Genomic DNA, 24022 nt, shown 5'->3' with positions numbered 1-24022 from the left:
CACAAAAAAGCTGGTGGTAGTACCCGTAACGGTCGCGACTCAGAAGCCAAACGCCTTGGCGTGAAGATGTATGGCGGCCAGGCTATCATTCCGGGCAACATCATCGTGCGTCAGCGCGGCACCCAATTCCACGCTGGCTACGGCGTTGGTATGGGCAAGGATCACACCCTGTTCGCGAAAGTGGAAGGCGTGATCAAGTTCCAGGTTAAGGGCGCCTTCGGTCGCCGCTACGTAAGCATCGTTCCGAAGACTGAAGTCGTCGCAGCGTAAAAGCTTGGTAGCTGGAAGAGCCCTGTCTTGCGACGGGGCTTTTTCGTTTGTGGGGTGAGTCTCTTGCAAAACTGTTTGTATGGGCTGTTGGCGCTGGATTTAACGGTCGTTGATTGAGGTCGCTGCGCTCATTTTTGCAAGAGTCTTATGTCTTGGTTTTTATCGGCTCGTCCTGATGACGAGAGGCGTGTTTTGTTATGAAGTTTGTAGATGAAGTATCGATCAAAGTAAAAGCAGGCGACGGTGGTAACGGTTGCATGAGTTTCCGTCGTGAGAAGTTCATCGAAAATGGTGGTCCGAACGGTGGTGATGGTGGTGATGGCGGCTCGATCTACATGATCGCCGACGAAAACCTCAATACCCTGGTTGATTACCGCTACACCCGTCACTTTGACGCGCAGCGTGGTTCTAACGGTGGCAGCACTGATTGCACGGGTCGCAAGGGTGAAGACCTGGTTCTGCGTGTGCCGGTCGGCACCACGGTGATTGACGCCGGTACGCAAGAAGTCATTGGTGACCTGACGAAAGCGGGCCAGCGTTTGCTGGTGGTGCATGGCGGCTGGCACGGCTTGGGTAACACTCGCTTCAAATCCAGCACCAACCGTGCTCCACGCCAGACCACTCCGGGCAAGCCGGGTGAGCAGCGTGATCTCAAGCTGGAATTGAAAGTGCTGGCAGACGTGGGTCTGCTGGGCTTGCCGAACGCAGGCAAAAGTACCTTTATTCGTGCGGTATCTGCAGCCAAGCCAAAAGTGGCGGATTACCCGTTCACGACCTTGGTGCCAAACCTGGGTGTAGTCAGTGTCGACCGCTGGAAGAGCTTCGTGATTGCCGACATTCCGGGCTTGATCGAAGGTGCTTCGGATGGCGCGGGTCTGGGGATTCGCTTCCTCAAGCACTTGGCGCGTACTCGCTTGCTGTTGCACCTCGTGGACATGGCGCCTGTTGAGGGCACTGACAGCGCTGCTGATACCGCTGAAGTCATCGTTAACGAACTGACCAAATTCAGTCCTGCATTGGCTGAGCGTGATCGTTGGTTGGTGCTGAACAAGTGCGATTCGTTGCCGCAGGAAGAGCACGACGCTCGCGTTAAGGAAGTGGTTGATCGTCTTGAGTGGACCGGTCCTGTGTACGTGATTTCGGCGATTGCCAAAATCGGTACCGACAAGCTGTGCCACGACATCATGCGCTATCTTGAAGATCGTGCTGACCGTCTGGCCAATGACCCGGCTTATAAAGAAGAGTTGGCCGAGCTTGATCAGCGTATCGAAGACGAAGCGCGTGCACAGCTGCAAGCGCTGGATGATCAGCGTGCCCTGCGTCGCAGCGGCGTGAAGAGCGTCCACGACATCGGTGATGATGATTGGGACGAAGAAGATGTTGATGACGAAGATGGTCCGGAAATCATTTACGTCCGCGACTGATTCGTTGCAGTAAACTACAGCGCCGCTCAATTGAGCGGCGTTTTGGTATCTGTGAAACGGTAATCAAGAATAAATCCATGGGTGGCGCTCGGTCGCGCTGCTCTCAGGCATAGGTTGGATGATGATGCGGAGCAAGGTGACAGGTGCGCAGCGTTGGGTCGTTAAGATCGGCAGTGCATTGCTGACGGCGGATGGCAAGGGCCTGGATCGAGCAGCAATGGGTGTTTGGGTTGAGCAGATGGTGGCCTTGCATGAGGCGGGCGTCGAGTTGGTGCTGGTGTCTTCGGGGGCAGTTGCCGCCGGGATGAGTCGCTTGGGCTGGTCGGTTCGGCCCAGTGCGATGCACGAACTGCAAGCGGCGGCTGCCATCGGTCAGATGGGCTTGGTGCAGGCCTGGGAGTCGAGCTTTGCTGAGCACTCGCGGCACACGGCGCAGATTCTGCTGACTCATGATGACCTGTCTGATCGCAAGCGTTACCTCAATGCCCGTAGCACCTTGCGTACTCTGGTTGAGCTGGGTGTGATCCCTGTTATCAATGAGAATGACACTGTGGTCACCGATGAAATTCGTTTTGGTGATAACGATACGTTGGCGGCGCTGGTGGCTAACCTGGTCGAGGCTGACTTGTTGGTGATCCTGACTGACCGCGACGGCATGTTTGATGCTGACCCGCGTAACAACCCCGATGCCAGGATGATCTACGAAGCGCGTGCTGATGATCCGGCGCTGGATGCGGTCGCGGGCGGGACGGGCGGTGCGCTCGGTCGTGGCGGCATGCAGACCAAGTTGCGTGCGGCGCGCCTGGCTGCGCGTTCAGGGGCGCATACAATTATCGTCGGCGGTCGTCTGGAGCGTGTGCTGGATCGCCTGAAGGCGGGTGAGCGTCTTGGGACGTTGCTGTCGCCTGAGCGTGGCATGTTGGCAGCGCGCAAGCAGTGGCTGGCTGGGCACTTGCAGACTCGCGGCACCTTGGTGCTGGATGATGGCGCCGTGACTGCGTTGTCTCAAGGGCACAAAAGCTTGTTGCCCGTTGGTGTCAAGTCGGTGCAAGGCGGCTTCCGTCGTGGCGAGATGGTGGTGTGTGTGGCACCGGACGGGCGGGAAATTGCCCGTGGCCTGGCCAACTACAGTGCTGCTGAGGCGCAAAAAATCATTGGGCAATCGTCAGAAGCGATTGTCAGTTTGCTGGGTTACATGGCGGAGCCTGAACTGGTTCATCGCGATAACCTGATTCTGGTTTGAAACTGAGGTGTTGCATGCGCTTGATAAGCGGTCTGTTGGGTTTGATCTTGGCGGTGCCATTGCTGGCCTCTGCCGAGGAAATTGGCACGGTCTCGACCGTGTTCAAATTTGTTGGGCCGAACGACCGCATTGTGGTCGAGGCGTTTGATGATCCTAAGGTTGAAGGCGTGACCTGTTACTTGTCGCGTGCCAAGACTGGCGGCATGAAAGGTGGCTTGGGTTTGGCTGAAGATCGCGCGGAGGCTTCTCTGGCGTGCCGCCAGACCGGCCCGATCACGTTTAAGGGTGACTTGAAGGATGGTGAGGAGGTGTTCAAGGAGCGTACCTCGTTGGTCTTCAAAACCATGCAGGTTGTACGATTCCTCGACAAGAAGCGCAATACGCTGGTGTACCTGGTGTATAGCGACCGCCTGATCGAAGGCGGCCCGCAGAATGCGGTGACCGCCATTCCGATTCTGCCGTGGCCGCAGCAGTAATAGGGCTTAATAAAAAGCTGCGACGGGCTCGTCCCGATCGCAGCTTTTTTATGCGTGTGGGGTAGTGCTTTTGTAGTCGTTGCTTCGGAGCGGCTGCGGCTGTTGTTGTGTTGTCATTAAATCGCAGGCAATAAAAAACCGACCCTGAGGTCGGTTTTTTAAAAAGCTTATCGCTTAAGCAGCAGTCGCAAGGTTCAACGCCTTGACGTGGCCATTCAGGCGGCTCTTATGACGAGCGGCTTTGTTCTTGTGGATGATGCCTTTATCGGCCATACGGTCGATAACAGGAACAGCCAGAACATAAGCAGCTTGAGCTTTAGCAGCGTCTTTTGCGTCGATGGCTTTTACTACATTCTTGATGTAGGTACGAACCATGGAACGCAGGCTGGCGTTGTGGCTGCGACGCTTCTCAGCCTGTTTTGCACGTTTTTTGGCGGAAGGTGTGTTGGCCACCGTCGAGCTCCTCGAAAGACTTTTGGGAATTAACAAACAAAATAGGCCGCGAATCATGCCGATGACGACAACTCTTGTCAAGGGCGATTGATACGATCCGCTGAGTGGTTGATCGAGGGAGACGGGAGATTTATTTCCGGCGCTTGACCTGTAAACTCGCGAGCTTGGCTCTGTGCTGTTGCGGCGCGCAGTATCGCATAAGTGGGCGCTTTGTACGCCTGCTCTTTCTCTTAAGGCAAAAACTCTTTCAATGAATTTGCTCAAATCGTTAGCTGCCGTCAGCTCTATCACCATGATTTCAAGGGTTTTGGGCTTTGTACGCGACACCATTATTGCGCGCACGTTTGGCGCCGGAATGGCTACGGATGCGTTCTTTATTGCGTTTAAATTACCCAATCTGCTGCGTCGTATTTTCGCCGAGGGCGCGTTTTCTCAAGCTTTTGTACCGATTTTAGCTGAATACAAAAGCCAGCAAGGTGAAGAGGCAACGCGCACATTTGTGGCTTACGTCGCCGGCTTGCTGACCTTGGTGCTGGCAATCGTAACGATTCTGGGGATGCTTGCCGCGCCTTGGGTGATCTGGGCCACAGCGCCGGGGTTTGCCACCACCCCGGAGAAATTCCAGCTCACCTCCGGCATGTTGCGGGTGACCTTTCCTTATATATTGCTGATCTCCTTGTCATCGCTGGCGGGGGCCATCCTCAATACCTGGAACCGCTTCTCGGTGCCAGCGTTTGTGCCGACGTTACTTAACGTCAGCATGATCATTTTTACCCTGTTCCTGACCCCCTACTTTGACCCGCCTGTCATGGCGTTGGGTTGGGCGGTGCTGGCCGGTGGCTTGGCGCAATTGCTGTTTCAACTGCCGCACCTGAAAAAAATCGGGATGCTGGTGCTGCCGCGCCTCAATCTGCGTGATACAGGCGTTTGGCGAGTGATGAAACAGATGCTGCCAGCCATTCTGGGGGTCTCGGTCAGTCAGATTTCCCTGATCATCAACACGATTTTTGCCTCTTTTCTGGTGGCCGGATCGGTGTCATGGATGTACTACGCAGACCGTTTGATGGAGTTGCCGTCGGGCGTGCTGGGCGTGGCGTTGGGCACAATCCTGCTGCCGACGCTGTCCAAGACCTACGCCAGTAAAGACCGCCAGGAGTACTCAAGGATTCTCGATTGGGGGCTGCGCCTGTGCTTTGTGCTGGTGTTGCCGTGTGCACTGGCCTTGGCGATTCTGGCTGAGCCGCTGACCGTGTCGCTGTTTCAGTACGGTGAGTTCAGTGCGCTGGATGCGGCCATGACCCAGCGCGCGCTGGTGGCGTACTCGGTGGGGTTGCTCGGGCTGATTCTGATCAAAGTGCTGGCGCCCGGTTTTTATGCCCAGCAAAACATCCGCACGCCCGTAAAAATTGCAGTGTTCACCTTGGTAGTCACGCAATTGCTCAACCTGGTTTTTATTGTGCCGTTGCAGCATGCGGGCCTGGCCTTGGCCATTAGCGTCGGCGCGTGTATCAACGCCGGTCTGTTGTTCTGGCAGTTGCACAAGCAGAAGCTGTATATCCCCCAGCCGGGCTGGACCCCGTACCTGTTCAAGTTGGTGCTGGCGGTCGCCGTGATGTCGGCGGTATTGATTGGGTTGATGCAGCTGATGCCAGCGTGGGATCACGGCCATATGCTTGAGCGCTTTATGCGTCTGGGTGGTTTGGTTGTCGCGGGGGTGCTGGCTTATTTCGGCATGTTATTGCTGTTGGGCTTGCGTTTGAAGGATTTCGCCCGCAAGTCTCTGATGTAAGGAAAATTGCGGTCAAACGTCGATTTTGTCGATTTGACCTGATTTGCCTTGCGCTGTTGCCTGTCGTCACGGGCTGGGTGTGGTTATAATCGGCCACTTTATGATCAAGAAGCGCGTTATGCAGCTGGTTCGAGGCCTTCACAATCTGCGGCCCCAACATCGGGGCTGTGTCGCCACTATTGGCAACTTTGACGGTGTACACCGTGGTCACCAGGCAATTCTGGAGCGACTGCGTGAACGTGCACTGGAGTTGGGCGTGCCCAGCTGCGTGGTGATTTTTGAGCCGCAGCCGCGCGAATTCTTTGCCCCCGAGACCGCCCCGGCGCGTCTGGCTCGCCTGCGCGACAAGCTGCAGCTGTTGGCTGACGCAGGGGTTGATCGGGTGCTGTGCCTGGCGTTCAATCAACGCTTGTGCAAACTCAGCGCTGCCGAATTCGTCGACACGATTCTGGTCGACGGCCTCGGTGTGAAACACCTGGAGGTCGGTGACGATTTCCGTTTTGGTTGCGACCGGGTGGGTGATTTTGACTTCCTGCAACAAGCGGGCGTCATGCAGGACTTTACCGTCGAAGCTGCGCAAACCGTTGAGCTTGATGGCGTTCGCATCAGCAGCACGAAGGTGCGTGATGCCTTGGCCAGCGCTGATTTCTCCTTGGCAGAACGTTTGCTGGGGCGTCCGTTTCAAATCGCGGGCCGGGTATTGCACGGCCAAAAACTGGCGCGCCAGTTGGGCACGCCAACGGCCAATATCCAGCTGAAGCGACGTCGTGTTCCGTTGACGGGTGTGTACCTGGTCAGCGTTGAGATTGACGGAAAAACCTGGCCCGGTGTCGCTAATATTGGCGTCCGGCCGACCGTAGCAGGAGATGGCAACGCCCATCTTGAAGTACATCTATTGGATTTCGCTGGCGATTTGTACGGCCAGCGTTTGACCGTGGCATTCCACCACAAGCTGCGTGATGAGCAGCGTTTTGCCTCTCTGGAGGCGCTCAAGACGGCGATCAATGCGGACGTCGCCGCCGCCCGAGCCTTTTGGCTGGGTCAACCGCTTAAAAAGAGCCTGAAATGACCGACTACAAAGCCACGCTAAACCTTCCGGACACAGCCTTCCCAATGAAGGCCGGCCTGCCACAGCGCGAACCGCAAATTTTGCAGCGCTGGGACAGCATTGGCCTGTACGGGAAGTTGCGCGAGATTGGCAAGGATCGTCCGAAGTTCGTACTTCACGACGGTCCTCCATACGCCAACGGCACGATTCACATCGGTCATGCGCTCAACAAAATCCTGAAAGACATGATCGTGCGTTCGAAAACCCTGTCGGGTTTCGATGCGCCGTACGTGCCGGGCTGGGACTGCCACGGCCTGCCGATTGAGCACAAGGTTGAAGTGACTCACGGTAAAAACCTGCCAGCGGATAAAACCCGCGAGCTGTGCCGTGCGTACGCAACCGAGCAGATCGAAGGCCAGAAGTCCGAGTTCATCCGTCTGGGTGTACTGGGCGACTTTGCCAACCCGTACAAAACCATGGACTTCAAAAACGAAGCCGGTGAAATCCGCGCTTTGGCTGAAATCGTCAAAGGCGGTTTCGTGTTTAAAGGCTTGAAGCCTGTGAACTGGTGTTTCGACTGCGGTTCGGCCCTGGCTGAAGCAGAAGTCGAGTATCAGGACAAAAAGTCTGCGGCCATCGACGTTGCCTTCCCGGTTGCAGATGAAGCCAAGCTGGCCGAAGCCTTTGGCCTGGCAGCGCTGAGCAAACCGGCATCGATCGTGATCTGGACCACCACCCCGTGGACCATCCCGGCTAACCAGGCGCTTAACGTGCACCCGGAATTCACCTACGCGCTGGTCGACGTGGGCGACAAACTGTTGGTGCTGGCAGAAGAGCTGGTCGAATCCAGTCTGGCCCGTTACAACCTGCAAGGTTCAGTGATCGCGACCACCACCGGTTCGGCACTGGAACTGATCAACTTCCGTCATCCGTTCTACGATCGTCTGTCGCCTGTGTATCTGGCTGAGTACGTTGAACTGGGCGCGGGCACTGGCGTGGTTCACTCCGCACCGGCTTACGGCGTTGACGACTTCGTGACATGCAAAGCCTATGGCATGGTCAACGACGACATTATCAACCCGGTTCAAAGCAACGGTGTGTATGTGCCGTCATTGGAATTCTTCGGTGGCCAGTTCATCTGGAAGGCCAACCAGAGCATCATCGACAAGCTGATCGAAGTCGGCGCGCTGATGTTCACCGAAACCATCAACCACAGCTACATGCACTGCTGGCGCCACAAAACGCCGCTGATCTACCGTGCTACCGCGCAGTGGTTTATCGGCATGGATAAAGAGCCGACGACTGGCGACACCTTGCGGACTCGCGCACTTCAGGCGATCGAAGACACTCAGTTCGTTCCGGCCTGGGGCCAGGCGCGCCTGCACTCGATGATCGCCAACCGTCCTGACTGGTGCATCTCGCGTCAGCGTAACTGGGGCGTGCCAATTCCGTTCTTCCTGCACAAGGAAAGCGGTGAGCTGCACCCTCGTACCGTCGAGATGATGGAAGAAGTGGCCAAGCGCGTTGAAGTCGATGGCATCGAAGCTTGGTTCAAAATGGACGCTGCCGAGTTGCTGGGCGACGAAGCTCCGCTGTACGACAAAATTAGCGACACCCTGGACGTGTGGTTCGACTCCGGTACGACGCATTGGCACGTGCTGCGCGGTTCGCACCCGATGGGTCACGAGACCGGCCCGCGCGCCGATCTGTACCTCGAGGGTTCCGACCAGCACCGTGGCTGGTTCCACTCTTCGTTGCTGACCGGCTGCGCCATTGACAACCACGCGCCGTACCGCGAACTGCTGACTCACGGTTTCACCGTGGATGAAGCTGGTCGCAAAATGTCCAAATCGTTGGGCAACGTGATTGCACCGCAAAAGGTCAACGACACTCTGGGCGCTGACATCATGCGTCTGTGGGTGGCTTCGACCGACTACTCGGGCGAAATCGCGGTGTCTGACCAGATCCTGCAACGCAGTGCAGACGCCTATCGGCGTATCCGTAACACCGCGCGCTTCCTGCTTTCCAACCTGACCGGTTTCAACCCGGCCACTGACCTGCTGCCTGCCGATGAAATGCTGGCACTGGACCGTTGGGCTGTAGACCGTGCATTGCTGCTGCAACGTGAGCTGGAACTGCATTACGGCGAATACCGCTTCTGGAACGTGTACTCCAAAGTGCACAACTTCTGCGTGCAGGAGCTGGGTGGTTTCTACCTCGACATCATCAAGGACCGTCAGTACACCACTGGCGCCGACAGCAAGGCCCGTCGTTCGTGCCAGACCGCGCTGTTCCATATCTGCGAAGCACTGGTGCGCTGGATCGCTCCGATCCTGGCTTTCACCGCCGACGAACTGTGGCAATACCTGCCGGGCGAGCGTAACGAATCTGTCATGCTCAACACCTGGTATGAAGGCCTGAGCGAGTTGCCGGAAGGCACCGAGCTGGACCGCGCCTACTGGGAGCGGATCATGGCGGTCAAGGTTGCGGTTAACAAAGAGATGGAAAACCTGCGCGCGGCCAAAGCCATTGGCGGCAACTTGCAGGCTGAAGTCACCTTGTTTGCCGAAGATGACCTGGCAACCGATCTGTCCAAGCTGAGCAACGAACTGCGCTTTGTACTGATTACCTCGACCGCCAGCGTCGCGCCATTTGCGCAAGCGCCGGCTGATGCCGTGGTCACTGAAGTCGCTGGCCTCAAGCTCAAAGTGGTCAAGTCGGCCTACGCCAAGTGCGCACGCTGCTGGCATTGCCGTGAAGACGTCGGCGTGAACCCGGAGCATCCGCAAATCTGCGGTCGTTGCGTCGACAACATCAGCGGCACCGGCGAGGTACGTCACTATGCCTAATACCAGCACTGCCGGGCGCTTCGGGCGCCTGGGCTGGCTCTGGTTGACTGTGCTGGTCCTGGTCATTGACCTGACCAGCAAGGTCTATTTCGACAACGCGTTGCAGATGTACCAGCAGATCGTGATCATCCCCGATCTGTTCAGCTGGACGCTGGCTTACAACACGGGCGCAGCCTTCAGTTTTTTGGCTGACAGTGCTGGCTGGCAACGTTGGCTTTTCGCCGTGATCGCGATAGTGGTCAGTACGGTGTTGATTGTCTGGCTCAAGCGCCTTGGACGTAATGACACGTGGTTGGCAATTGCGCTGGCGCTGATTTTGGGCGGTGCATTGGGCAACCTGTATGACCGCATTGTTTATGGTCATGTCGTTGATTTCATTCTGGTGCATTGGCAAAACCGCTGGTATTTCCCTGCCTTCAACTTCGCCGACAGCGCGATTTGTGTTGGTGCTGTGATGCTGGCACTGGATATGTTTAAAAGTAAAAAGTCTGGAGAACCGGCTCATGACTGAGCAACGTATTGGCCAGAACACGGAAGTCACTCTGCATTTCGCTTTGCGCCTGGAGAATGGCGACACCGTCGACAGCACGTTCGACAAATCCCCGGCCACCTTCAAGGTGGGTGATGGCAGCCTGTTGCCTGGTTTTGAAGCCGCTTTGTTCGGCTTCAAGGCGGGCGACAAACGCACGCTGGAGATCCTTCCAGAAAACGCGTTCGGCCAGCCTAACCCGCAAAACGTGCAGATTATTGCTCGTTCGCAGTTCAAAGACATGGACTTGTCCGAAGGCTTGCTGGTGATCTTCAATGACGCGGCCAACACCGAGCTGCCGGGTGTGGTCAAAGCGTTTGACGACGAACAAGTGACCATCGATTTCAACCATCCATTGTCAGGTAAAACCCTGACCTTCGACGTAGAAATCAAAGACGTTAAAGCGCTGTAGTTCAGTGCCCGGCGCGTGCCGGGCCTGATTGGCACTATTTTTCTGCACGACCCACGAGGCCTAGCATGCATATCAAACTCGCCAACCCCCGTGGCTTCTGCGCTGGGGTGGACCGAGCGATTGAAATCGTCAATCGCGCTCTGGAAGTCTTCGGTCCGCCTATCTATGTTCGCCACGAAGTGGTGCACAACAAATTTGTCGTTGAAGACCTGCGCTCCCGTGGCGCGATCTTTGTCGAAGAGCTTGATCAAGTACCGGATGATGTCATTGTTATTTTCAGTGCTCATGGCGTGTCCCAGGCTGTGCGTACCGAAGCAGCGGGCCGCGGGCTTAAAGTGTTCGATGCCACCTGTCCGCTGGTGACCAAGGTGCACATCGAAGTCGCGCGTTACAGCCGTGACGGTCGTGAGTGCATCCTGATTGGCCACGCCGGTCACCCGGAAGTGGAAGGCACCATGGGCCAGTACGACGGCAGTAATGGTGGTGCTATTTACTTGGTCGAAGACGAAAAAGATGTCGCCAATCTGCGCGTCAACAACCCGGAAAAACTGGCGTTTGTGACCCAGACCACGTTGTCGATGGACGACACCAGCCGTGTGATCGACGCGCTGCGCTCGCGCTTCCCGGCCATTGGCGGCCCGCGCAAGGATGACATCTGCTACGCCACGCAAAACCGTCAGGACGCGGTCAAGCAACTGGCCGACGAGTCCGATGTGGTATTGGTCGTGGGCAGTCCGAACAGCTCCAACTCCAACCGTTTGCGTGAGCTGGCCGAGCGCATGGCCACGCCTGCCTACCTGATCGATGGTGCCGAAGACCTGCAAAAAAGCTGGTTCGACGGTGTCGAGCGCATTGGTATCACGGCAGGGGCTTCGGCGCCTGAAGTGCTGGTGCGTGGAGTGATTCAGCAGTTGCACGCTTGGGGTGCCACCGGCGCAGACGAGCTGGCTGGTCGCGAAGAGAACATTACGTTCTCCATGCCTAAAGAACTGCGCGTTCGCTCTCTGATTTAAGCCAGGCCGCACAGCGCCTGCGCAGCCTGATCGCTGCGCAGGCTAATGCGGCCACTCTTGGCGAGCACCACCTGGTAGTGGCTCAGCGCGGTTTCGGTTTGGCAAATATGCAGTGTCCCCGCCTGAAATGCCCCCGCGCTTAATAACGGTTCACCCAGCGGGTTAAACCGAACGTAATGTTTGACCGGCGTATTACCGGCAATCGGTATATGCGTGTTGCCTTGCTTTTCGGCCAATACCGGGTTGCTCTGATCGAGATGGCCCTTGCCACTCACGTCCAGAATAATCCGCCAGCCTTTTCCCCAGTCTTCGCCCAGTGCATGCACCACCACATACTGATGCCGTATCAATGCCTCAGTCCGCGCGTTGCGCAGACTGTTGGTTAATTGCTCGGCCGTTACCTGGCGTCGCTGCTGCTCAACCAAAGCGTTGTAAGCCGGGCCTGCAAATTGAGCGGTAATTGCAACAATCGCTAGCGTAAACAGCAACTGGATAAGGCCTATACCTTGTTGATACACGGCGTCCTCCCTGGACGTATCCATGCGCAATCCTTGCGCTTCAAGAGGTATAGCGCATCTGTCGGGTGGTCATCCCCGGCAACTGTTTCATCCTATTTAGGCCGTAATGCGAGGTTTTAGCGCACTCAGGCAAGTGAAGAATCCATCCGTTTTACCAGCCTGTTCCTACAGGTGGGGCGTGCCTGCAGCGCTAGGCTTTTGGCATGTCGGCACAGGACGTGCCGTTGAATGAATGCCAGGGAGAGGCGCACATGATTCGATCCGATAAAAACCTGCAGAACGGAATGACCTTGATCGAGGTGCTGGTCGCGGCGGTCATTCTGGCGAGTGGATTGTTAGGCGCAGCAGCGGTACAGCTGAATGCACTCAAACACACCGACAGTGCATTGATGACCACACAGGCCAGCTTTATTGCCTACGCCATGCTGGACCGGATTCGCGCCAATGCCGCCGCCGATTACAGCTTCTCCGGCAGTGGCGGTATAGGCCTGAGCAGTGCGCTGGGCCAGGACTTGAGTGATTTCAAGCGCGACATTCGTCAGTTCGGGGGGGAAAGTGCCAATGGCCGCATCGCTATCAGCGGGCGTCAGGTTGCTATCACCCTGGAGTGGGACGACTCGCGCGCCAGCAAGGAAGCGGGCTTTCTTCAAACCTTCACTCTGACCAGCCAGCTTTCGGCTGATGCCACGCAAGGGGCGTCATGAAACACTCGAATGCTGGATTTGGCCTGACAGAACTCATGCTCGCGTTGGCGTTAGGGGTGTTATTGGTGTTGGGTGCCACTCAGGTGTTCTTGGGCGCGCGCCAGACTTACCTCGCGCAGTATTCCGCTGCGGTTGCGCAAGAAGACGCGCGTTTTGTATTGAGCAAAATCGCCCAGGAAATTCGAATGGTGGGCATGTTCGGCTGCATTGCGCCCGACAGCATTATCGATGCGCCCTTGGTTTTTACAACGCCCATCTCCTGGCAAGGGGCGGCAGGCTCAAGGTCGTGGAGGTTTATCAGTGCGGATGTTGGGCCGCAGGGGACAAAGCCCGATTGGACCGTGGTGTCTGACTGCACACGCTCTGCGCAGGCTTATGCAGGGCAGCATCTGCCTTTGGCGCCTGGCGAGACAGGCTTTGCACTGCGGCGCATCATTTACTGGTTTGAAAATGGGCAGTTGAAAACAGGGACTGGCAAAACGGTACTGCTGGACAACGTAGCGGCGTTTGACGTGAGTTTTGGTATGGCCAGTTCAGCTGCAGGGCAGTCGGTTCAACGTTACGAGGAGAGCCCTGTCAGTTTGGCCAGTATTCGCAGCGTGAAAATTGCACTGACGTTGCAAGACCCCAAGGCGCGAATCAGGGATCAGTCTTACCACGTGGTTGTCGCACTGCGTAATCGTCTGGGGTAGGTGACTGATGAGTAGTTTTGCGCGCAAGCAATCAGGCATGGCGCTAGTGGTTTGCCTGACCTTTCTGTTGTTACTCAGCCTGATCGGACTTTCTTCTCTACAGAGTGCCGTTCAACAAGAAAAAATGGCCGGCAGCGTCTGGCTGGCCAACCAGTCATTGCAAGCGGGCGAAACAGGGCTGCGGCTGGGCGAATCTCAGGTACAGGTTGAGTGGTCGGGACTATTTGCCTGCAACACCGTTGCTCGGTGCATGCCGCCGTTATCTGCCCGCACTCAAATTTCGCCTGGGCTTGACCCGGTCTCTGGAGTGCTCTGGCGTGGGGGCACTGATGGGTTGTACGGCCTCCAGAGTTTGGGGGTCGGCCTAACGCCCGCTCACTTGCCGGGTATTGCGTCTGCCCATTTATACCGAATTACCGCCGTTGGTCTGCGCGGGCCATCGCGTACTGTGCTTGAGAGCATTTATGCGCGCTACCCGCCGCTGGGCAACGAAGAGGAACCCATACGCCAGCAGTTTCGAAGAATCATGTGGCGGCAAATACAGTGAGGATGGCTGAATGTATCGATTTGGAGCAGGTTTCACGTTGCTGGAGCTCATGATCGTGGTTTCGATCATCGGTTTCCTTGGCGCTTTCGTGTATCCGATGTATAGCGACTCGATGAAGCGCAGCCATCGCGCTCAAATCGTTATGTTGTTGTCGGAGCAATCCCAAAGTCTTGAGCGTTTTTATACAAAAAAGGTTTATACAGGGGGGCGGAAAATATCAGCCGGGGTAATCAGCACTACCTGATTACCCATGCGCTCGCCGATCAGGCCTTTTTGCTAACGGCCACACGTAAAGAAGGCTCGACAATGGCCGGCGACGCCTGTGGCAACTACACGTTGAGCCACACAGGCCTGGCAGCCAATACAGATGCCGCTCCGGACCTGACAGTGCAGCAGTGTTGGGGGCGCTAACGATTAATTTTCATTTTTGAGCTGAGTTGATAGATGGCTAAGCAACAACGAGTGGTAATTGTAGGCGGTGGTGTTATTGGGTTGCTGACGGCATTTAACCTCGCGGCAGAGGTTGAACATGTGGTGTTGCTGGATCGCAGCGGCGTTGGGCAGGAGTCCTCATGGGCGGGTGGCGGGATTGTTTCGCCACTCTACCCTTGGCGTTACAGTCCAGCAGTCACCGCGCTGGCCCATTGGTCGCAGGATTTTTATCCACAGTTGGCTGAGCAACTGTTTACCACTACCCATGTGGATCCAGAGGTACACACCACCGGTTTGTACTGGTTAGACCTTGAAGACGAAGAGCAAGCGCTGGCGTGGGCTCAGCGCGAAGGTCGACCACTGAGTTCTGTTGAAATTTCGGCCGTTGAACGGGCTGTACCGGTATTGGGCGGTGGCTACTCGCAGGCGATCTATATGGCTGATGTGGCCAACGTGCGTAATCCGCGCCTCGTAAAATCGTTGAAAGCCGCGCTGCAAGCCATGCCGAATGTCACGATCCATGAGCAATGCGAAGTTCAGGGGTTTGTCCGCGAGGGTAATAAAATTGCCGGTGTAAATACTGCACAAGGTGAGATTCGCGGTCATCACGTGGTGTTGTCGGCTGGCGCGTGGAGTGGTGAGTTGCTGGCTGGGCTGGGAATTGAACTGCCGGTGGCGCCTGTTAAAGGGCAGATGATTTTGTACAAGTGTGCGTCTGATTTCTTGTCGTGCATGGTCTTGGCAAAAGGCCGCTATGCGATTCCGCGCCGCGACGGGCATATCTTGATTGGCAGCACACTTGAGCACGAAGGCTTCGACAAATCCCCGACAGATGTCGCCCTGGAGAGCCTTAAAGCTTCGGCAATAGAACTTATCCCGGCCTTGGCAGATGCTGAAGTGGTGGGGCATTGGGCGGGCTTGCGGCCTGGCTCCCCGGAAGGTATTCCGTACATTGGCCGGGTTTCAGGCTATGACGGATTGTGGCTCAACTGCGGGCACTACCGTAACGGTCTGGTACTGGCTCCGGCGTCTTGCCAGTTGTTCGCTGACTTGCTGCTGGGGCGTGAACCGATCATTGACCCGGCGCCTTATGCGCCCGCGGGACGGATTTGATTGCCAGGGTAGAAAGTCATCTTTAACGCTGGCTTAAAGGTGCGCGAACACTTGAAGCCTGTATGAGCGAGCCTGCCTCTCGATCTTTTAACGATCAAAAGATCGCGAGGCAAGCTCGCTCCTACAAGATCCGCTTTCACTTAAATGAACAGCATTGCGCTCTTGTAAGGGGGCATGTTCGCTTAAATAGGGCGTCGAGCATCTATCTGGCCACAGAGACGCTAAGCCCGAGGCTTTGGCCCTTGCTCCAAGTGCTCTTGGCTGCAAAACCAATCTTGTTGTCTGCTGAGTGCGCGATCACGCGGTAAATGGACGCCACAATGGACGCAACGCACCATTGGCTGCGCGCCAGGATCAACCGGTTTTTTGGTTGCCTGAATGCTGGCTTTGTATTTGCGCCAAAACCACACGCCCGCAGCAATCAGTGCAGCCCAGATCAGTAAACGAAGCATGGTTATCCGCTATTCAAGAAAAGATGAGCCAGTTTAGCCAAGGACTTGGCGGGCGCACAGCAACAAATCACAGACCAAAAAAAGAGCTCCGAAGAGCTCTTTTTGCAGGGCTGAACAATCAGTCGAACAAGCCCAGGGTCATGTAGCTGAACCAGGAGCGGCTTTTGCCTTCTGCCTCAGGTGCTTCGATGATGTTGCCATCAGCATCTTTAGGCTTGAGCTCTGCCGGAATGGCATCCTTGGCATCTTGATATTGCTTCTGGATGTCCAGGTTGGCGCGGGTTTCGCCCGGTGGCAGCGGTGTGCTGGACTCGATCAGGCCCAGGGTGGCCTTGCTCAGCCACGAGCGGTTGTCCGCATCGGAAACCTGTGGCACGAACTGACCATCAACCAGGCTAGGGTGGTTCGGGTAGTTGGTTTTCAACACTTCGAGGCTGGTTTCGGCCAGTTGGTCGAGGTGCATGCGCTGGTAGGCCTCAACCATTACCGCCAGGCCGTCACCGACCGAAGGGGTTTCCTGGAAGTTTTCAACCACATAACGACCACGGTTGGCCGCCGCTACGTAAGCCTGACGGGTCAGGTAGTAATCGGCTACATGGATTTCATACGATGCCAGCAGGTTGCGCAGGTAAATCATGCGTTGCTTGGCATCAGGTGCGTAACGGCTATTAGGGAAGCGGCTGGTGAGCTGGGCGAACTCGTTATACGAGTCACGTGCAGCGCCAGGGTCGCGCTTGGTCATGTCCAGCGGCAGGAAGCGCGCCAACAGGCCAACGTCCTGGTCAAACGAGGTCAGGCCCTTGAGGTAATAGGCGTAGTCGACGTTTGGATGCTGCGGGTGCAGACGAATGAAGCGCTCGGCTGCGGACTTGGCAGCCTCTGGTTCAGAGTTCTTGTAGTTGGCGTAGATCAGTTCGAGCTGGGCCTGGTCGGCATAGCGACCGAACGGATAGCGCGACTCTAGAGCCTTCAGTTTGGCGGTAGCACTGGTATAGCTGTGGTTATCCAGGTCGGCCTGCGCCTGCTGGTACAGCTCGACTTCGCTCAAGTTTTCGTCAACGACTTCTTTTGTCGACGAGCAAGCGGCGGTCAATGCGAGGATGGCGATCAGCAGCAGGTGTCTCACTTGCATGGCGGCTTGCGTCCCTATGACGGCCGCTGTCTTGGGCGGGTCCGTCCTGTTATGATGAGCGCCCCGTGAAAAGCCTCGGGGCAAAAGACGCCGTATTTAACCACAAGCGCGCAGCCGAAACCAAAGGCTTGGCGCGGTCCTGATGAGCATGTCCGAGAAAATTCAACTTCGCGAAGAGGTGCCGTCCGAACTGGGTGGCCAACGCCTCGATCAAGTCGCTGCACAATTATTCGCTGAGCACTCGCGCTCGCGCCTTTCCGCCTGGATCAAAGACGGCCGCCTGACAGTGGACGGAGCCGTTATCCGCCCCCGTGACATCGTGCACGGTGGTGCCATCCTGGAGCTGACTGCAGAGCAGGAAGCCCAGGGTGAATGGGTCGCCCAAGACATTCCCCTGGATATCGTTTACGAAGACGATGACATCCTGGTGATCAACAAGCCCGCGGGCCTGGTGGTTCATCCGGCTGCCGGGCATGCTGACGGTACTTTGCTCAATGCCTTGCTGCACCACGTGCCGGACATCGTCAATGTGCCGCGTGCGGGGATCGTGCATCGCCTCGATAAAGACACCACTGGTCTGATGGTGGTCGCCAAGACCATCCAGGCGCAGACACAACTGGTTACTCAGTTGCAGAGTCGCAGTGTCAGCCGTATCTATGAATGCATTGTGATCGGTGTCGTTACCGCCGGGGGCAAGATCAACGCGCCCATCGGCCGTCACGGCCAGCAGCGCCAGCGCATGGCGGTCATGGAAGGCGGCAAGCAGGCGGTGAGTCATTACCGCGTGCTTGAACGTTTCCGTTCCCACACCCATGTGCGGGTCAAGCTGGAAACCGGGCGAACGCACCAGATTCGTGTGCATATGTCGCACATTAACTTCCCGTTGGTCGGAGACCCTGCCTACGGCGGTCGCTTCCGTATCCCGCCGGCGGCCAGTGTGACCATGATCGAATCCCTTAAAAACTTCCCGCGTCAGGCTTTGCATGCGCGCTTCCTCGAGTTGGACCATCCGACGACCGGTAAGCGCATGAGCTGGGAATCGCCACTTCCGGACGATTTTGTCTGGTTGCTGACGCTACTCAAGCAAGACCGTGAGGCTTTCATCGGATGAACACCTTCCTGATTCCTGACTGGCCTGCGCCGGCAGGCGTCAGGGCCTGTGTGACCACCCGTGCGGGCGGCGTCAGTCTGGCGCCGTTCGACAGCTTCAATCTGGGCGACCATGTGGGCGACGACCGCCTCGCCGTTGCACATAACCGCCAACGCTTGACCCATATTTTTGACGTGCAACCCGCTTGGCTCAGCCAGGTTCACGGGGTTGTGGTCGCACCTGCCAATCCTCAACACATCGGCGAAGCTGACGCGAGCTGGACGGCAACGCCCGGCATTGCCTGCACGGTGATGACGGCCGACTGTTTGCCAGCGCTGTTCTGTGATCGTGCGGGCACGCGTGTCGCGGCAGCCCATGCCGGTTGGCGCGGGCTGGCGGCTGGCGTGCTTGAAGCGGCCGCGCAAAGCCTCAATGTTGAGCCTCAAGACATCCTGGTCTGGCTTGGCCCGGCCATTGGCCCCAAGGCCTTCGAAGTCGGGCGTGAGGTACGGGGCGTCTTTGTAGACGATCTACCCCAGGCGGCTGCGGCATTTGTTCCCAGCGTCAATGAAGGCCGCTATATGGCCGATATCTATGAACTGGCGCGCCTGCGCCTGGCCCGTTTCGGCATCACTGCGGTTTATGGCGGTGGCTTTTGCACCGTCACCGATCCGCGGTTCTTCTCCTACCGGCGCAGTCCTCGTACTGGCCGTTTCGCATCACTGATCTGGATCGAACCCCCGGCCAGTTGACTTGCATCATTTTCTCTACGCTTGAAACTTTCGAAGTCGCCCGCATCTACTAAGGTATCTGGCAGGTTTCTTCATTCAGGAGTTTCCATCCCTCCGGCCTGCTCATAAGGAAGGTGACTAATGCGTATAGATAGATTAACCAGCAAGTTGCAATTGGCGTTGTCCGATGCTCAGTCATTGGCCGTCGGTCTTGACCATCCGGCCATTGAACCGGCGCACTTGATGCAGGCATTGCTGGAACAGCAGGGCGGTTCGATCAAGCCACTGCTGATGCAAGTGGGTTTTGATGTAAATAGCCTGCGTAAAGAACTGACCAAAGAGCTGGACCAGCTGCCTAAAATTCAGAATCCGACCGGCGACGTGAATATGTCGCAGGATTTGGCGCGTCTGTTGAATCAGGCGGATCGTTTGGCGCAGCAAAAAGGCGACCAGTACATCACCAGTGAAGTGGTCTTGCTGGCCGCGATGGACGATAACAGCAAGCTGGGCAAATTGTTGCTGGGGCAGGGCGTGAGCAAAAAAGCCCTGGAAAATGCCATCAATAACTTGCGCGGTGGCGAAGCGGTCAATGACCCCAACGTCGAAGAGTCGCGTCAGGCGCTGGATAAATACACCATCGACCTGACCAAGCGCGCCGAAGAAGGCAAGCTCGACCCGGTGATTGGGCGTGACGATGAAATTCGTCGCACCATTCAGGTCTTGCAGCGCCGCACCAAAAACAACCCGGTACTGATCGGTGAGCCTGGTGTGGGTAAAACGGCGATTGCCGAAGGTCTGGCGCAACGGATCATTAATGGCGAAGTGCCGGATGGTCTGAAAGGCAAGCGCTTGCTGTCGCTGGACATTGGTGCGCTGATTGCGGGTGCCAAGTTCCGGGGTGAGTTCGAAGAGCGTCTGAAAGCGGTGCTTAACGAGCTGTCGAAACAGGAAGGGCAAGTGATCCTGTTTATCGACGAACTGCACGTTATGGTCGGTGCCGGTAAAGGTGAGGGCGCCATGGATGCGGGCAACATGCTCAAACCAGCTCTGGCCCGAGGCGAGCTGCATTGTGTCGGTGCGACCACGCTCAACGAATACCGCCAATATATAGAGAAGGACGCAGCGCTTGAGCGCCGTTTCCAGAAAGTGCTGGTCGATGAGCCGAGCGAAGAAGACACCATTGCGATTTTGCGAGGGTTGAAAGAGCGTTATGAAGTGCACCACAAGGTGGCGATCACCGACGGTGCGATCATTGCGGCGGTCAAACTCAGCCATCGCTACATCACCGATCGGCAGTTGCCTGACAAGGCGATCGACCTGATGGACGAAGCGGCCAGCCGCATCCGTATGGAGATCGATTCCAAGCCGGAAGTACTGGATCGTCTTGAGCGCCGCTTGATTCAACTGAAGGTTGAAGCCCAGGCGCTGAAGAAAGAAGAAGATGAGGCGGCGAAAAAACGTCTCGAGAAATTGCAGGAAGAAATCGAGCGCCATGAGCGCGAGTATTCCGACCTGGAAGAAATCTGGACCTCGGAAAAAGCCGAAGTGCAGGGTTCTGCCCAGATCCAGCAAAAGATCGAGCAGGCTCGCCAAGAACTTGAAGTGGCACGCCGCAGCGGCAACCTCAACCGCATGGCCGAGTTGCAGTATGGGGTGATTCCCGATCTGGAGCGCAGCCTGCAAATGGTCGACGAGCACAGCAACAAAACTGAGAACCAGTTGTTGCGCAGCAAAGTGACCGAAGAGGAGATCGCCGAAGTCGTTTCGAAGTGGACCGGTATTCCGGTGTCGAAAATGCTCGAAGGCGAGCGCGACAAGCTGATGAAGATGGAAAGCTTGCTGCATGAACGCGTCATTGGTCAGGACGAGGCCGTGGTGGCCGTGTCCAACGCCGTCCGCCGTTCTCGTGCAGGCTTGAGTGACCCGAATCGCCCAAGCGGCTCGTTCATGTTCCTGGGCCCAACCGGTGTGGGTAAAACCGAGTTGTGCAAGGCGCTGGCCGAGTTCCTCTTTGATACTGAAGAGGCGATGGTACGGATCGACATGTCCGAGTTCATGGAGAAACATTCCGTGGCTCGACTGATTGGTGCGCCACCAGGCTATGTGGGCTACGAAGAAGGCGGTTACTTGACCGAAGCAGTACGGCGTAAGCCTTACTCGGTGATTCTGCTGGATGAAGTCGAGAAGGCTCATCCGGATGTGTTCAACGTGTTGCTGCAAGTGCTTGAAGACGGTCGTTTGACTGACAGCCATGGCCGCACAGTGGACTTCCGCAACACAGTGATTGTGATGACCTCCAACCTGGGCTCTGCACAGATCCAGGAACTGGTAGGCGATCGCGAAGCACAACGCGCTGCGGTGATGGATGCGGTGAGTACGCACTTCCGTCCGGAGTTTGTGAACCGGATTGATGAAGTCGTGATCTTCGAACCTCTGGCTCGTGATCAGATCGCTGGCATTGCCGAGATCCAATTGGGCCGTCTGCGCAGCCGTCTGGCTGAGCGTGACCTGAGCCTTGAACTGAGTCAGGAGGCGTTGGACAAGTTGATCGCTGTGGGTTACGACCCGGTATATGGCGCACGGCCACTCAAACGTGCGATCCAGCGCTGGATCGAAAACCCTCTGGCACAACTGATTCTGTCGGGTCAGTTCTTGCCGGGCACAACGGTTGTAGCCACCGTGAAAGACGACGAAATCGTCTTCGCATAAGGCTCAAGTACCGTGTTTTAAGGAAGGCCTCGCTTTGCGAGGCCTTTTTTTATTTAGGGTGTTGATCTATAAGGAAAACGCTTGTAAGATGCGCCCCGCAGTAAGTCACCCGCAACGGCAACTTGGCCCAAACCAAGAAGCCCGCTAGAAGAGCTAAATCATTGTCTTCTAACGAAAAATAAGGGTTGACAAGGGTTTGAAAGGTTGTAAAATGGCCCGCCTCAGAGACGCCAACGCAGCGATGCGATGAAGTCAAAGAGTATTGCAAAGATGTAAAGCAACATTGTTTCAGATTGAAATATGTAGTTCCGCGATAGCTCAGTTGGTAGAGCAAATGACTGTTAATCATTGGGTCCCTGGTTCGAGTCCAGGTCGTGGAGCCATTTTCAAGCCGGGGTATAGCGCAGTCCGGTAGCGCGCCTGCTTTGGGAGCAGGATGTCAGGAGTTCGAATCCCCTTACCCCGACCATTTTTGGGTCGTTAGCTCAGTTGGTAGAGCAGTTGGCTTTTAACCAATTGGTCGTAGGTTCGAATCCCACACGACCCACCATTTTTGGCTCCAGTTCGCTGGGGTTAGATCTTAAGATCAGAGGCCAAAAGCGCTGATCGCAGAAGGCGCCTCTTGAAGGTGTCTTTTTTTTACCGGGGTATAGCGCAGTCCGGTAGCGCGCCTGCTTTGGGAGCAGGATGTCAGGAGTTCGAATCCCCTTACCCCGACCATTTTCTGCCCAGCAGTAATGGGTGTGAAAATTAGGCACTGATGACAATTGCATCAGAGGCCATTAAAAAAAGCGTCCTTCGGGACGCTTTTTTTATGCCTGTTGAAAACCTCACTCACCGCGACTACATACCCATCAAGCCTTCGCTGCCTTGGCGTCTGCGTCCTGTAGATCCTGCAACGCTGCTGAATATTGATCGGCCTGCGCTTTAGGCACCATCTGCCATGATGGTTTGCGCACTGCATAGAAGATGAAAGGCGGTACGCCCGCAATCACCAGTCCGAGCAGCAAAGTCCCCGCATATTCAAAAAAAGGCATGCTGCTGAAGTTGTTTGGCGGGATAAAACCAAAGATCAGCGCCACGCAGGTCGAGAACAGCCCCAAGAAACACCATCCATGCAGGCCTTTGAGTACATAGCCGCGTTTTACGTCGGGCTGGGTTTTACGCAGCTTCATGGCGGCCAGGAACATAAAGACGTAAATGATCAGGTACATCAGCGCAGCCATCGCGCTGATCATCCAGAAAGCATCCGAGACGTTGTCGATGAAGATGTAAATCGTCGAGAGCAAGGTGACGATAATGGCCTGCAAATACAGAATGTTTTTCTGCACGCCTTTGCTGTTCACTTCTTGCAGCACCGGTGGAAGCATCCCGGCCTTGCCGACAAATAACAGGCCTGTAGATGGCCCTGCCGTCCAGGCCAGCACTCCACCCAGAGCGCCGATGATTAACAAAATAGCCATGATCGACGTTGCCCACGGCATATTGAAACCTTCAAAGAAGGCCGCATACGCCTGAATGACCCCTGCGGTGAGGCTGGTCGAGTCCGCCGGTACCACCAGCGAAATCGCCACGGTTGGTGGAATAAACACCAGCAGAATCATGAAAAAGGCCAAGAGAATCGCGCGCGGCATTTCTTTTTGCGGGTTGCGCAATTCGCGGGCGTGAATGGCGTTCATTTCGATACCGGCAAACGCCAGAAAGTTACTCACAATCAACACCAGGCCGGTAATGACCCCGGTAAATTCCCGCCACATGTCCGAGTGCAGGTTATGCGGGCCCGCTTTAACGGTGGAGTGGGTATCGAAAATAGCCGGAATCAAGGCATCCAGAGTCAATGGCGCGGCGGATTTGTGCCCCAATACTAGCCAGGCCACACCCAGCAGTACCAGCAGCGCAGCCGGTAATGCGGTCCCTAGCAGCATGAACCATGACGTCAGTTTTGACAGTGCACTGAGTCCGTTAAGCGCGACAAACGTTGATAGCCAATACAGGACGATGATCACTGCTGCCGTAAAGACACCGCTTTTGGCCAGTTCAGGGTTGATCAGATACGCCATGGTGCTCGCCGCAAACCCTAGAACAATGGGGTACCACACCACGACTTGTACCCACATGAACCACATGATGAAAAAGCCGGGGCGATCTCCGTAGGCTTGCCTTACCCAGCCATAGATCCCACCGTTCCAGCCTGTGCCCAGTTCAGAGGCAACCAGCGAAACCGGAATGAAAAACAACAGTGCCGGGATCACATACAAAAAAATCGAACCCAGGCCATAAACAGCCATGGTCGGCAGTGAACGAATACTGGCCACAGCGGCAACCATCATGAAACAGATAGTGAGCCATGACATGTAAGTTTTAGCTTTGCTGGTGGTAGCCATAAGCGCCTCCCT

At 56.2% G+C, this 24022-nt stretch carries 22 protein-coding genes, 4 tRNA genes and 1 pseudogene; 22 read left to right on the top strand and 5 right to left on the bottom strand.

Features of this window, described 5'->3' with window-relative positions; genetic code table 11:
• The 4 genes from rpmA to ACIQYF_RS12410 all read left to right on the top strand — a co-directional run.
• The coding region (gene rpmA, locus ACIQYF_RS12425) for a 50S ribosomal protein L27 (RefSeq protein ID WP_402861621.1) at positions 1-270 on the top strand (270 nt) is incomplete at its 5' end.
• 197 nt (positions 271-467) lie between these two features.
• Positions 468-1694 (top strand): Obg family GTPase CgtA, encoded by a 1227-nt coding sequence (cgtA, locus tag ACIQYF_RS12420; protein ID WP_402861618.1) that lies wholly within the window; start codon positions 468-470, stop codon positions 1692-1694.
• Positions 1695-1818: 124 nt separating this feature from the next.
• Positions 1819-2937, top strand: coding sequence for a glutamate 5-kinase (proB, locus tag ACIQYF_RS12415; protein ID WP_402861952.1), 1119 nt, complete (start codon positions 1819-1821; stop codon positions 2935-2937).
• Between the two features lie 14 nt (positions 2938-2951).
• Entirely contained in the window at positions 2952-3413 is a 462-nt protein-coding gene (locus ACIQYF_RS12410; protein ID WP_402861615.1) for a CreA family protein, read from the top strand.
• A 174-nt stretch (positions 3414-3587) separates the two neighbouring features.
• Here ACIQYF_RS12410 and rpsT read toward each other — a convergent pair whose 3' ends face one another.
• Positions 3588-3866 (bottom strand): 30S ribosomal protein S20, encoded by a 279-nt coding sequence (gene rpsT / locus ACIQYF_RS12405; protein ID WP_003443902.1) that lies wholly within the window; start codon positions 3864-3866, stop codon positions 3588-3590.
• 250 nt (positions 3867-4116) lie between these two features.
• Here rpsT and murJ point away from each other — a divergent pair, with 250 nt between their 5' ends.
• The 6 genes from murJ (at position 4117) to ispH (ending at position 11506) form a co-directional block, all read left to right on the top strand.
• A complete protein-coding gene (gene murJ, locus ACIQYF_RS12400; RefSeq protein WP_402861611.1) occupies positions 4117-5655 on the top strand; it encodes a murein biosynthesis integral membrane protein MurJ in 1539 nt (512 codons plus the stop codon).
• 118 nt (positions 5656-5773) lie between these two features.
• Positions 5774-6724, top strand: coding sequence for a bifunctional riboflavin kinase/FAD synthetase (gene ribF, locus ACIQYF_RS12395; protein WP_402861608.1), 951 nt, complete (start codon positions 5774-5776; stop codon positions 6722-6724).
• Positions 6721-9552 (top strand): isoleucine--tRNA ligase, encoded by a 2832-nt coding sequence (gene ileS, locus ACIQYF_RS12390; RefSeq protein WP_402861605.1) that lies wholly within the window; start codon positions 6721-6723, stop codon positions 9550-9552. Before ribF ends, ileS begins: the two co-directional genes overlap by 4 nt.
• Positions 9545-10063, top strand: a complete 519-nt coding sequence (gene lspA / locus ACIQYF_RS12385; RefSeq protein WP_402861602.1) for a signal peptidase II — start codon at positions 9545-9547, stop codon at positions 10061-10063. Before ileS ends, lspA begins: the two co-directional genes overlap by 8 nt.
• A complete protein-coding gene (gene fkpB, locus ACIQYF_RS12380; RefSeq protein ID WP_402861599.1) occupies positions 10056-10493 on the top strand; it encodes an FKBP-type peptidyl-prolyl cis-trans isomerase in 438 nt (145 codons plus the stop codon). Before lspA ends, fkpB begins: the two co-directional genes overlap by 8 nt.
• Before the next feature lie 65 nt (positions 10494-10558).
• A complete protein-coding gene (gene ispH / locus ACIQYF_RS12375) occupies positions 10559-11506 on the top strand; it encodes a 4-hydroxy-3-methylbut-2-enyl diphosphate reductase (RefSeq protein WP_402861596.1) in 948 nt (315 codons plus the stop codon).
• On the opposite strand, the gene ACIQYF_RS12370 is transcribed toward ispH, so the two are convergent.
• Positions 11503-12048 carry a GspH/FimT family pseudopilin gene (locus ACIQYF_RS12370; RefSeq protein ID WP_402861593.1) on the bottom strand — a complete coding sequence of 182 codons (546 nt, stop codon included), beginning with the start codon at positions 12046-12048 and terminating at the stop codon, positions 11503-11505. The two genes, ispH and ACIQYF_RS12370, sit on opposite strands and share 4 nt — an antisense overlap.
• Positions 12049-12275: 227 nt before the next feature.
• Between ACIQYF_RS12370 and pilV the strand changes: the two genes are divergently transcribed.
• The 5 genes and pseudogenes from pilV to thiO all read left to right on the top strand — a co-directional run bounded on the left by pilV (position 12276) and on the right by thiO (position 15512).
• Positions 12276-12728 carry a type IV pilus modification protein PilV gene (gene pilV / locus ACIQYF_RS12365; RefSeq protein WP_402861590.1) on the top strand — a complete coding sequence of 151 codons (453 nt, stop codon included), beginning with the start codon at positions 12276-12278 and terminating at the stop codon, positions 12726-12728.
• Entirely contained in the window at positions 12725-13420 is a 696-nt protein-coding gene (locus ACIQYF_RS12360) for a PilW family protein (protein ID WP_402861587.1), read from the top strand. The genes pilV and ACIQYF_RS12360 overlap by 4 nt, the downstream gene beginning before the upstream one ends.
• Before the next feature lie 7 nt (positions 13421-13427).
• The gene (locus tag ACIQYF_RS12355; RefSeq protein ID WP_402861584.1) at positions 13428-13967 is read left to right on the top strand and encodes a PilX N-terminal domain-containing pilus assembly protein; all 540 of its coding nucleotides are present in this window, start codon (positions 13428-13430) and stop codon (positions 13965-13967) included.
• Positions 13968-13977: 10 nt separating this feature from the next.
• Positions 13978-14378, top strand: a pseudogene (locus ACIQYF_RS12350) (type IV pilin protein).
• A 33-nt stretch (positions 14379-14411) separates the two neighbouring features.
• Positions 14412-15512 carry a glycine oxidase ThiO gene (gene thiO / locus ACIQYF_RS12345; protein WP_402861581.1) on the top strand — a complete coding sequence of 367 codons (1101 nt, stop codon included), beginning with the start codon at positions 14412-14414 and terminating at the stop codon, positions 15510-15512.
• Positions 15513-15733: 221 nt separating this feature from the next.
• Here thiO and ACIQYF_RS12340 read toward each other — a convergent pair whose 3' ends face one another.
• Positions 15734-15964 carry a PP0621 family protein gene (locus tag ACIQYF_RS12340; RefSeq protein WP_402861578.1) on the bottom strand — a complete coding sequence of 77 codons (231 nt, stop codon included), beginning with the start codon at positions 15962-15964 and terminating at the stop codon, positions 15734-15736.
• A 118-nt stretch (positions 15965-16082) separates the two neighbouring features.
• Positions 16083-17096: an outer membrane protein assembly factor BamD gene (locus ACIQYF_RS12335; protein WP_402861575.1), complete on the bottom strand. Its 1014-nt coding sequence runs from the start codon at positions 17094-17096 to the stop codon at positions 16083-16085.
• 148 nt (positions 17097-17244) lie between these two features.
• Between ACIQYF_RS12335 and rluD the strand changes: the two genes are divergently transcribed.
• From rluD to ACIQYF_RS12300, 7 genes are all read left to right on the top strand, one after another.
• Complete coding sequence (gene rluD, locus ACIQYF_RS12330; protein ID WP_402861571.1) at positions 17245-18207, top strand: 23S rRNA pseudouridine(1911/1915/1917) synthase RluD; 963 nt, start codon at positions 17245-17247, stop codon at positions 18205-18207.
• Complete coding sequence (gene pgeF, locus ACIQYF_RS12325) at positions 18204-18938, top strand: peptidoglycan editing factor PgeF (RefSeq protein WP_402861568.1); 735 nt, start codon at positions 18204-18206, stop codon at positions 18936-18938. Before rluD ends, pgeF begins: the two co-directional genes overlap by 4 nt.
• A gap of 120 nt (positions 18939-19058) precedes the next feature.
• Positions 19059-21626, top strand: a complete 2568-nt coding sequence (gene clpB / locus ACIQYF_RS12320; RefSeq protein WP_402861565.1) for an ATP-dependent chaperone ClpB — start codon at positions 19059-19061, stop codon at positions 21624-21626.
• Positions 21627-21933: 307 nt separating this feature from the next.
• A tRNA-Asn gene (locus ACIQYF_RS12315) sits at positions 21934-22009 on the top strand.
• 9 nt (positions 22010-22018) lie between these two features.
• Positions 22019-22095 (top strand) — tRNA-Pro (locus ACIQYF_RS12310).
• A gap of 5 nt (positions 22096-22100) precedes the next feature.
• A tRNA-Lys gene (locus ACIQYF_RS12305) sits at positions 22101-22176 on the top strand.
• Between the two features lie 93 nt (positions 22177-22269).
• Positions 22270-22346: transfer RNA gene (locus ACIQYF_RS12300), tRNA-Pro, on the top strand.
• A 134-nt stretch (positions 22347-22480) separates the two neighbouring features.
• Here ACIQYF_RS12300 and ACIQYF_RS12295 read toward each other — a convergent pair.
• Positions 22481-24010, bottom strand: coding sequence for an amino acid permease (locus ACIQYF_RS12295; RefSeq protein ID WP_402861562.1), 1530 nt, complete (start codon positions 24008-24010; stop codon positions 22481-22483).
• Positions 24011-24022 lie beyond the last annotated feature (12 nt).

This window comes from Pseudomonas sp. NPDC096917 (assembly GCF_044762555.1).
Lineage (GTDB): Bacteria > Pseudomonadota > Gammaproteobacteria > Pseudomonadales > Pseudomonadaceae > Aquipseudomonas.
Note: the sequence above shows the minus strand (reverse complement) of the source record. Positions and strands in the feature narration are given on the sequence as shown.

Excerpts from the sequence above, each read along its gene's own strand:
- ACIQYF_RS12360 (WP_402861587.1), top strand. The coding sequence starts at position 12,725 with ATGAAACACTCGAATGCTGGATTTGGCCTGACAGAACTCATGCTCGCG.
- pilV (WP_402861590.1), top strand. The coding sequence starts at position 12,276 with ATGATTCGATCCGATAAAAACCTGCAGAACGGAATGACCTTGATCGAG.
- ACIQYF_RS12295 (WP_402861562.1), bottom strand. The coding sequence starts at position 24,010 with ATGGCTACCACCAGCAAAGCTAAAACTTACATGTCATGGCTCACTATC.
- pgeF (WP_402861568.1), top strand. The coding sequence starts at position 18,204 with ATGAACACCTTCCTGATTCCTGACTGGCCTGCGCCGGCAGGCGTCAGG.
- ACIQYF_RS12340 (WP_402861578.1), bottom strand. The coding sequence starts at position 15,964 with ATGCTTCGTTTACTGATCTGGGCTGCACTGATTGCTGCGGGCGTGTGG.
- ACIQYF_RS12410 (WP_402861615.1), top strand. The coding sequence starts at position 2,952 with ATGCGCTTGATAAGCGGTCTGTTGGGTTTGATCTTGGCGGTGCCATTG.
- fkpB (WP_402861599.1), top strand. The coding sequence starts at position 10,056 with ATGACTGAGCAACGTATTGGCCAGAACACGGAAGTCACTCTGCATTTC.
- lspA (WP_402861602.1), top strand. The coding sequence starts at position 9,545 with ATGCCTAATACCAGCACTGCCGGGCGCTTCGGGCGCCTGGGCTGGCTC.
- ispH (WP_402861596.1), top strand. The coding sequence starts at position 10,559 with ATGCATATCAAACTCGCCAACCCCCGTGGCTTCTGCGCTGGGGTGGAC.
- ACIQYF_RS12370 (WP_402861593.1), bottom strand. The coding sequence starts at position 12,048 with ATGGATACGTCCAGGGAGGACGCCGTGTATCAACAAGGTATAGGCCTT.
- proB (WP_402861952.1), top strand. The coding sequence starts at position 1,819 with ATGCGGAGCAAGGTGACAGGTGCGCAGCGTTGGGTCGTTAAGATCGGC.
- cgtA (WP_402861618.1), top strand. The coding sequence starts at position 468 with ATGAAGTTTGTAGATGAAGTATCGATCAAAGTAAAAGCAGGCGACGGT.
- ACIQYF_RS12335 (WP_402861575.1), bottom strand. The coding sequence starts at position 17,096 with ATGCAAGTGAGACACCTGCTGCTGATCGCCATCCTCGCATTGACCGCC.
- thiO (WP_402861581.1), top strand. The coding sequence starts at position 14,412 with ATGGCTAAGCAACAACGAGTGGTAATTGTAGGCGGTGGTGTTATTGGG.
- ACIQYF_RS12355 (WP_402861584.1), top strand. The coding sequence starts at position 13,428 with ATGAGTAGTTTTGCGCGCAAGCAATCAGGCATGGCGCTAGTGGTTTGC.
- ribF (WP_402861608.1), top strand. The coding sequence starts at position 5,774 with ATGCAGCTGGTTCGAGGCCTTCACAATCTGCGGCCCCAACATCGGGGC.
- rluD (WP_402861571.1), top strand. The coding sequence starts at position 17,245 with ATGTCCGAGAAAATTCAACTTCGCGAAGAGGTGCCGTCCGAACTGGGT.
- clpB (WP_402861565.1), top strand. The coding sequence starts at position 19,059 with ATGCGTATAGATAGATTAACCAGCAAGTTGCAATTGGCGTTGTCCGAT.
- murJ (WP_402861611.1), top strand. The coding sequence starts at position 4,117 with ATGAATTTGCTCAAATCGTTAGCTGCCGTCAGCTCTATCACCATGATT.
- ileS (WP_402861605.1), top strand. The coding sequence starts at position 6,721 with ATGACCGACTACAAAGCCACGCTAAACCTTCCGGACACAGCCTTCCCA.